Annotated in this window: 6 protein-coding genes, 1 riboswitch and 1 other annotated feature; of the genes, 2 read left to right on the top strand and 4 right to left on the bottom strand. The window is 35.1% G+C overall.

The window, feature by feature from the left end; genetic code table 11:
• The first annotated feature begins 44 nt into the window (after nucleotides 1-44).
• Entirely contained in the window at nucleotides 45-467 is a 423-nt protein-coding gene (locus tag V7183_RS02840; protein ID WP_097897305.1) for a GNAT family N-acetyltransferase, read from the top strand.
• 65 nt (nucleotides 468-532) lie between these two features.
• On the opposite strand, the gene V7183_RS02835 is transcribed toward V7183_RS02840, so the two are convergent.
• The 3 genes from V7183_RS02835 to gltP all read right to left on the bottom strand — a co-directional run bounded on the left by V7183_RS02835 (nucleotide 533) and on the right by gltP (nucleotide 4,051).
• Nucleotides 533-1,849, bottom strand: coding sequence for a Na+/H+ antiporter NhaC family protein (locus tag V7183_RS02835; protein WP_335358632.1), 1,317 nt, complete (start codon nucleotides 1,847-1,849; stop codon nucleotides 533-535).
• Between the two features lie 94 nt (nucleotides 1,850-1,943).
• Nucleotides 1,944-2,048: riboswitch (SAM riboswitch) on the bottom strand.
• A 147-nt stretch (nucleotides 2,049-2,195) separates the two neighbouring features.
• On the bottom strand, nucleotides 2,196-2,714 hold the full coding sequence (locus V7183_RS02830; RefSeq protein WP_335358631.1) for a DUF402 domain-containing protein: 519 nt from the start codon (nucleotides 2,712-2,714) through the stop codon (nucleotides 2,196-2,198).
• A 65-nt stretch (nucleotides 2,715-2,779) separates the two neighbouring features.
• Complete coding sequence (gene gltP / locus V7183_RS02825) at nucleotides 2,780-4,051, bottom strand: glutamate/aspartate:proton symporter GltP (RefSeq protein ID WP_097897307.1); 1,272 nt, start codon at nucleotides 4,049-4,051, stop codon at nucleotides 2,780-2,782.
• A gap of 418 nt (nucleotides 4,052-4,469) precedes the next feature.
• Between gltP and V7183_RS02820 the strand changes: the two genes are divergently transcribed.
• Complete coding sequence (locus tag V7183_RS02820) at nucleotides 4,470-5,726, top strand: murein hydrolase activator EnvC family protein (RefSeq protein ID WP_335358630.1); 1,257 nt, start codon at nucleotides 4,470-4,472, stop codon at nucleotides 5,724-5,726.
• 31 nt (nucleotides 5,727-5,757) lie between these two features.
• Here V7183_RS02820 and V7183_RS02815 read toward each other — a convergent pair whose 3' ends face one another.
• Entirely contained in the window at nucleotides 5,758-7,116 is a 1,359-nt protein-coding gene (locus V7183_RS02815; RefSeq protein WP_097897309.1) for a sodium-dependent transporter, read from the bottom strand.
• A 111-nt stretch (nucleotides 7,117-7,227) separates the two neighbouring features.
• Nucleotides 7,228-7,473: a binding site (T-box leader), on the bottom strand.
• Between the last annotated feature and the right edge of the window lie 153 nt (nucleotides 7,474-7,626).

Genomic DNA, 7,626 nt, shown 5'->3' with positions numbered 1-7,626 from the left:
GGATTTATATAGAGACTATACAGATACAAGGGGAGACATGCATAATGGCTTTACATATTATTAAAGAAGTAAATACAAATGATAAAAACCATATAAACAATGCACTTTACGAATATAATTTAAAACATTTCCCACCAGATTTAAGAGGAAGATACTCAGAAATTCATTTATTTCTTAAAGATGAAAATGACAAAGTTCACGGGGGACTATTAGGTGAGGTTTGCTGGAATTGGTTAGAGATTCATACTCTTATGATTGATGAAGACATCCGTAAATTAGGATACGGATCTAAATTATTGTTAGAAGTAGAAAAAATCGCTTTAGAGAAAAAATGTGACTTCATAAAAGTAGATACTTTAAGCTTCCAAGCATTAGACTTCTATAAAAAGCATGGTTATAAAGAGTTTGGTGTCCTTGATAATGTAGGAAGAGATTATAAACATTACTATTTAAAAAAAGATTTATAAGTAACAAAAAAACGCCCAGTATTTATTGTCTGAGCGTTTTTTATTCTACATTATTTACATTAAAGTTATGCTGTTTTATGATATTGCTTTTTTTCCGCTACCTTTGAAAATCGAGGAAAACCAATTAAAATAGAAACTATACCACATACTCCAACTAAAATTGGATAAAATGCGTATGGTAGCAATTCAATTGGAGATACTGCAGCAAACCCTGCTGCCGTCAACATTTGTGCTCCATATGGAATTAATCCTTGTACACAACATGAGAAAAGATCCAATACACTTGCTGATTTTCGTGGATCAATCTCATATTGATCTGCAATATTTTTCGCAAGTGGTCCAGTGAAAATAATAGAGATTGTATTATTTGCTGTGCACATATTCGTCATACTAACTAAGCCAGCAATCCCAAACTCTGCACCCTTTTTCGAGCGAATATTACGTGTTAATATATTCATTAGATATTGAATACCACCATTATATTGAATGATTTCAACCATCCCGCCAATTAAAATTGCTAATAGTACTAACTCCATCATGCCACTGATTCCCGTTGTTACACTTTTAAAGAAACTTGCCAATGTATAACTTCCATCTATCAAACCGATCATTCCTGATAAAACCGTTCCACCTGCTAATACAACAAGAACATTACACCCAAGTAACGCTGTAACAAGCACACCTGCATATGGCAAGATTTTCACCCAATCAAACGTATGAGCTTTCATTTCCGTATGGTTTCCTAATGTAAGGAAAACTAATAATATAATCGTAATAACTGCTGCTGGTAACACAATTAAAAAGTTTGTTTTAAACTTATCTTTCATTTCAGTTCCTTGCGAACGAACCGCTGCAATTGTCGTATCAGAGATAAATGATAGATTATCGCCAAACATCGCACCACCAACAACTGTTCCCATTGTTAATGCAATAGAAATATCTGTTTGCTGACTAATCCCTACTGCAATTGGTGCTAACGCGGCAATCGTTCCCATCGAAGTTCCCATTGCTAATGAAATAAATGCCCCTATAACAAAAATCCCTGCAACGATAAATCCTTGCGGCAAAATAGACAGTGCTAAATTTACTGTAGAGTCAACTCCACCCATTCCTTTTGCAGTTTCAGAAAATGCACCTGCAAGTACAAAAATTAACACCATAATCATAATATCCGGATTACCAGCGCCCTTGGCAAACCGTTCAACTTTTGCTGTAAAGCTTTCTTTACGATTCATTGCCAAAGCAACCCCTACAGCAATTAAAATCGCTACGAGTATCGGTAATTTATAGAAATCACCTGTAATAATTCCAGAACCAATAAATAGTGCCAAAAATATTCCAAGCGGCAATAAAGCTAAACCATTTCCTCTCGTTTCTTTCAAAGTATCATCTCTCCCTAGTTTTAAACCTTTTCTAATCAATAACAAAAGACCTCTTCCGAAAAGAAGAGGTCTTATACATCTATAAGAAACACTCTTCTCATCTTTCAAGCACATGCTTGCTGGATTTGGCACAGCACTCCATCTTGAGTCCGCTGCCGAGGCATCGTAGGGCCAGTCCCTCCGCCTCTCTTTATAAGAAGGTTTCATATTTTATTTTTGATAATAATTTCTTCCCTAACTTTACTCGCTTACAAATCAAAAGTCAATTATTATTTGTATAAAAACAGTTGGTATTTTTTGATATTTACAAAAACACGAATAAATGAGCATCTCGAAAAGAAAATGGTCACTTTAATTTCTGAATTTCTTTTTCTAAAATTGCAATCCAGGGAAAATTTTCTTTTTCAATTACTTCGAGAAGCCATCTTACCGTATCCCACGCTACGTTATATTCCTCTTTAGAAATATCTCCATCTATGTAGGCCTCTTCTAATTCATCTTCATCCAGCAAATATACATCGCCATTAGGTAATAGCACTACGTCCAAATATAAATCATCGAAATATGGCATACCTCTCTCATCTATTTTAAACTCTTTTGCTACATCAATATAATATTGTACTAATTTCCGTTTTTCATTTAGCATAGCTGTAATCGCAAAGTTTTTACCGTTGATGAAGTACTGCACCCATGTGTGTCCATCATTGACAATGCAAAGTTTTTGATTATTATATTGCTTGTAACTAGGCTCTTTCACTTTTTGCATATGCAGTATCCCTAACATGCCTTGCTCTATTGTTTTCACTTCATAACTTTTCTCTATTAACCGTTTCCATGAAAAACCATCTCCATATTTCCGTTTCATTATTCTCCCCTCTTTTCTATACAGAAAAGCCCCCACATTTTATGCGAGGGCTTTTACAACAATTATTATGCTACTTGTTTTTCTGAAATCTCTTTTAAATAGGCTTGTCCTTTTTCTTCATCATATTGACCTTCCCACTTAGACATAACAACAGCTGCTAAAGAGTTACCTACTACGTTAACTGCTGTACGTGCCATATCTAAAATACGGTCAATACCTGCGATAAATGCCAAACCTTCTGCTGGAATTCCTACCGTACCAAGTGTTGCTAATAATACAACGAATGATACACCAGGTACACCTGCAATCCCTTTAGATGTAACCATTAATACAAGCATTAATGTAATTTGCTCTGTGATTGATAAATGAATACCATACATTTGTGCTAAGAAAATTGCCGCGATTGCTTGATATAATGTAGATCCATCTAAGTTAAATGAGTAACCAGTCGGAATAACGAAAGATGAAATTGCTTTCGGACAACCGAACTTCTCCATCTTCTCCATGATTTTTGGTAAAACCGTCTCCGAACTTGCTGTAGAGTAAGCTAAAATAAGCTCCTCTTTTAAAATCTTAAAGAACTGGAATATGTTAATTCCAAATAATTTTGCCGTAAGCCCTAATACAACTACAACGAAGAATATCATGGATCCATAAACGACAATAACTAATTTTCCTAATGGAATTAATGACGAAAGACCAAATTTAGAAACCGTTACACCAATTAATGCGAATACCCCAAACGGTGCGAATTTCATTACCTGGTTTGTCACGTAAAACATTGCATCTGCTACACCTTGGAAAAATTGAAGAACGGGTCTTCCTCTTTCCCCAATTGCTGCAATCCCTAAACCAAATAATACAGAGAAGAAAATAATGGCAAGCATATCACCATCAGCTAACGACTTCATAATATTTGTCGGAACAATATTTACAAATGTATCCGCAAACGAATGGCTCTGTACTTGCTCTGTTGTAGATGTATATTTTGAAATATCCGTCTTTGTTAACTGATCCATATTCACGCCTTTTCCTGGTTGGAAAATATTCGCCACCAGTAGGCCAAGAACAATTGCAATTGTTGTAATTATTTCAAAATAAAGAATTGTCTTTCCGCCTAATCGCCCTAGCTTCTTCACATCACCAACACCAGCAACCCCAACAACAATGCTCGCTACGACAATCGGCACAACAATCATTTTAATTAATCGAATGAAAATATCTCCAATTGGCTGTAAAAACTTTGCTACTTCTGCATTGCCATAAAAAATTGCCCCAACTGCAATACCAAGCGCAAGCCCTATTAAAATTTGCCATGCAAGTCCAATTCTTTTCATACTTGCTGTAACCCCCTTCTAAAGATGCTATAACTCTACCTTTCTCTATTTCTATAAAGCCAAGAAATTAAGAGTATTACATATTATTCGACAATTCACTACATTTGCCCCTGTTAAAAATGATAAAGCAAAAAATGAAATCTGACAACAAAATAAGTTTGCGTGAATATAAATAATTTTCTTGACAAAAAACGACCCAATGTAAGAAAACCTAACATGAGAACGATTCCTTATAAGGTATATCAACATTTCTTCTATTTATTTTCACAACAGAACATACCAATATAGGCAAAAAATTCCCTTAATTCCGACAAAAATCAGCAATTTTATAAAATTTTCTTTACATTATGATTACAATAATAGACAGCATTCTTCTTATTATGATATATACAATCATAGGGAAAGGAGCTAGACACCAATGAATAAGAAATTTGCAGCTTTTAGCGTTTTAGCAGCAGGAACTCTTTTTGTTTCTCCGTTGCTTTCACCAGTACACGCAGAAACAAGTCAAGATAAATTATCTACAATACAATCAGAATTAGAAGGAAAACAACAAGAATTACATAATAAATCGGCAGAAAAAGAACAGATGGAGAAAGAAATACAAGAGTTACAGAAGAAAATCGATGAATTAACAACTTCCATTAATAAAAATGAAGCGGATTTAAACGATACAAAAAAAGAAATTAGCAAAACACAGCAAATCATTGCTGAGAAAAAGAAACACATTGAACAATTACAAAAGAATATTGACACACGTCAAGAAGTTATTAAAAAACGATTACAATCTATGCAAGAAAAACCGCGAACAAATATCATAACTGAAGTATTAACGAATTCAAACAACCTCGTAGACCTTGTTGATAATATGTATTCCGTTAGTTTGATTTTAAATAACGATACAGACATCGTAAAAAAACAGACACAAGATCAAGAAACTGTAAAATCCGAGAAAGAAGCTGTTGAAAAAAAAGAACAACAATTGAAAGAATCTGGGCAAAAGCTAGAACAAAAACAACAAGAATTGCAAGCAAATCAGCAGCAGCAACAAGCTCTCATTAACGATTTACACGTTAAAGTATCAAAAGTAGATTCAGAGATTGAAGGCTTAGAAGAATCAAAAAGCATTTTAGAGAATCAGCGACAAGCAGTTCAAAAAGCAATTGAAGAAGAAAAACGTGTGGAAGAAGTACGTAAAGCAGAAGAAGCCAAAAAGCAAGCTACCGCTTCCGCTAAAGAAAGCGGACAAGCCGCTCCAACACCGCAAGATACAAATAAAAGCGGATTCATTAAACCAGCTGCTGGCTCAAAAACTTCTGGATTTGGTGCTCGCTCTATAGATAATCATAAAGGCATTGATATTGCCGCTTCTGGAACAGTTCCGATTATAGCTGCTGCCGACGGTGTTGTCATTCGATCTGAGTTATCCTCTAGTTACGGAAATGTTGTATACTTATCACATCGTATAAATGGTAAAACTTACACAACTGTATACGCTCATATGAGCAGCCGCTCTGTATCTAATGGACAAACGGTGAAACAAGGTCAACAATTAGGATTCATGGGGAATACAGGTCAATCTTACGGACAGCATTTACATTTCGAACTTCATATTGGAGAATGGAATGTAGGTAAAACAAACGCAGTTGATCCTTCTCCTTATATCGGATTATAAATAAAAAGGCAGGGGTTTATCCCCTGCCTTTTTACTTTGTGAAAATCTTAAATATACCAATTGCATTTAAAAATACAACCACAACCGTGATTGGAATAATATAACGCAGTAAGAAAAACCAAACGTTAAATAATGTTTTTCCTTTTGTTTCTGTAACTTCTAATTCTTTCATTAATAAATCCTTACTCATTTTATTCGGTACGAACAATGAAATTGCTAGTACTCCTAACGGAAGCAAGACATTACTTACCACAAAATCCACTAAATCAAAACATGTTTTTCCAAATATCTTTACATCACTCATAATTCCAAATGACAATGCCGCTGGAATTCCAAATACGAAAATGAGTAATCCAATGATCAATGATGCAGAAGGACGTTTTTTTGCATTATCTTTCGCTACGGAAGCAACAACAATTTCGAGCATTGAAATGGCAGAAGTTAATGTTGCAAAGAAGAATAAAATCAAAAACATAATAAAGAAAAATTGTCCAAATGGTATTTTAGCAAATACAGCCGGAAGGATGATGAATAATAAACCTGGCCCTTCCGTCGGCTTAACCCCTAACGCAAAGATTGCTGGAAATATCGCAAGCCCCGCAAGGATTGTAATAAATACCGTTAAACTCACAATCGATGTCGCTGATTTTGCTAAATGCTCTTCCTTCTTTAAATATGAGCTATATGTTACCATTACCGAAGCCCCTACTGTTAATGAAAAGAAGGATTGTCCCATCGCATACAAAACAGTATCTGCTGTTAACTTTGAAAAATCTGGTTTCAAGAAGAACTCAACACCAGCCCATGCACCATCAAGTGTAAGGGCACGAATAATAATGGCAATAAATAAAATAAATAATAGCGGCATCATATACTTACTTGCCTTTTCTATCCCTTTCTCTACACCTTTACTTACAACAAAAATTGTGCAAAGCATAAAAATCAACTGAGCTCCAACTGCACTAGCTGGATTGGAAATTGTCTGTTCAAACAATTTTCCATATTCCACTGATCCACTCCAAAAGTGACCTGTCACACTATAATATAAATATAATAAAATCCAGCCACCTACTACACTATAAAAAGATAATACGCTAAAACAAGTGACAACTCCCATGCGACCAATCCATGGATATAGTTTACTATTCGGCACGAGTACTTTGTATGCAGTAACCGCTTCTTTTTGTGTACTACGCCCAATAACAAATTCAGCCAAAAGAAGAGGCATACCAATAAATATAGTTAATAATAAAAAGACTAGAAAAAATGCTCCGCCTCCGCCATTACCTGCAACATACGGAAACTTCCATATCGCCCCGAGTCCTACTGCAGCTCCGGCTGCTGCGAGTACAAAACCAATTTTCGATGTCCATTGCTGTGTTTCTTTCATAAATAATTTCTCCTTTTTGAATATTTGCACTTTTCTTAATTATACACTTTCACTTCATACTCGCACACCTCCTTTAGAAAATAAAAAAGTCCTCTACATGCTACGCTGCATGTAGAGGACGATATATGTAATAGAATACCGTGGTACCACCTCAATTGGATCAAAAACCCCACTTGTTCAGGTACAGGAAAACTCCGATACCCTATCCTTTTAACGGCAGAACCCGGGTTGCCTACTAAAATGTTCAGCATACCTCTCGCAAGCCCATTCTGTATATTTTATCGTACCGGGCTCACACCTTATCCCAGCTCTCTGAACGCATCAAATATACGTACTCTTCTTGCTCATCGATTTCATATATTGAAGTTACTTGTGATTATAGAATATATTACTATACTTGTAAAGGAGAATTTATTTTACATTTTCATACTTATGAAATCTATATATACATCAATTAAAAAACCAACATAAACCCAATCTTTTTAGATGGAAGAGAGCATCTGACCATGC

Origin of the sequence: Bacillus sp. JJ1127, from assembly GCF_036965845.1 — a bacterium.
Lineage (GTDB): Bacteria > Bacillota > Bacilli > Bacillales > Bacillaceae_G > Bacillus_A.
This window is presented reverse-complemented; position numbering and strand designations above follow the sequence as displayed.

Bases quoted from the DNA above. Each gene is read 5' to 3' on its own strand.
- V7183_RS02840 (WP_097897305.1), top strand. From the start codon at position 45: ATGGCTTTACATATTATTAAAGAAGTAAATACAAATGATAAAAACCAT.
- V7183_RS02830 (WP_335358631.1), bottom strand. From the start codon at position 2,714: ATGAAACGGAAATATGGAGATGGTTTTTCATGGAAACGGTTAATAGAG.
- gltP (WP_097897307.1), bottom strand. From the start codon at position 4,051: ATGAAAAGAATTGGACTTGCATGGCAAATTTTAATAGGGCTTGCGCTT.
- V7183_RS02820 (WP_335358630.1), top strand. From the start codon at position 4,470: ATGAATAAGAAATTTGCAGCTTTTAGCGTTTTAGCAGCAGGAACTCTT.
- V7183_RS02815 (WP_097897309.1), bottom strand. From the start codon at position 7,116: ATGAAAGAAACACAGCAATGGACATCGAAAATTGGTTTTGTACTCGCA.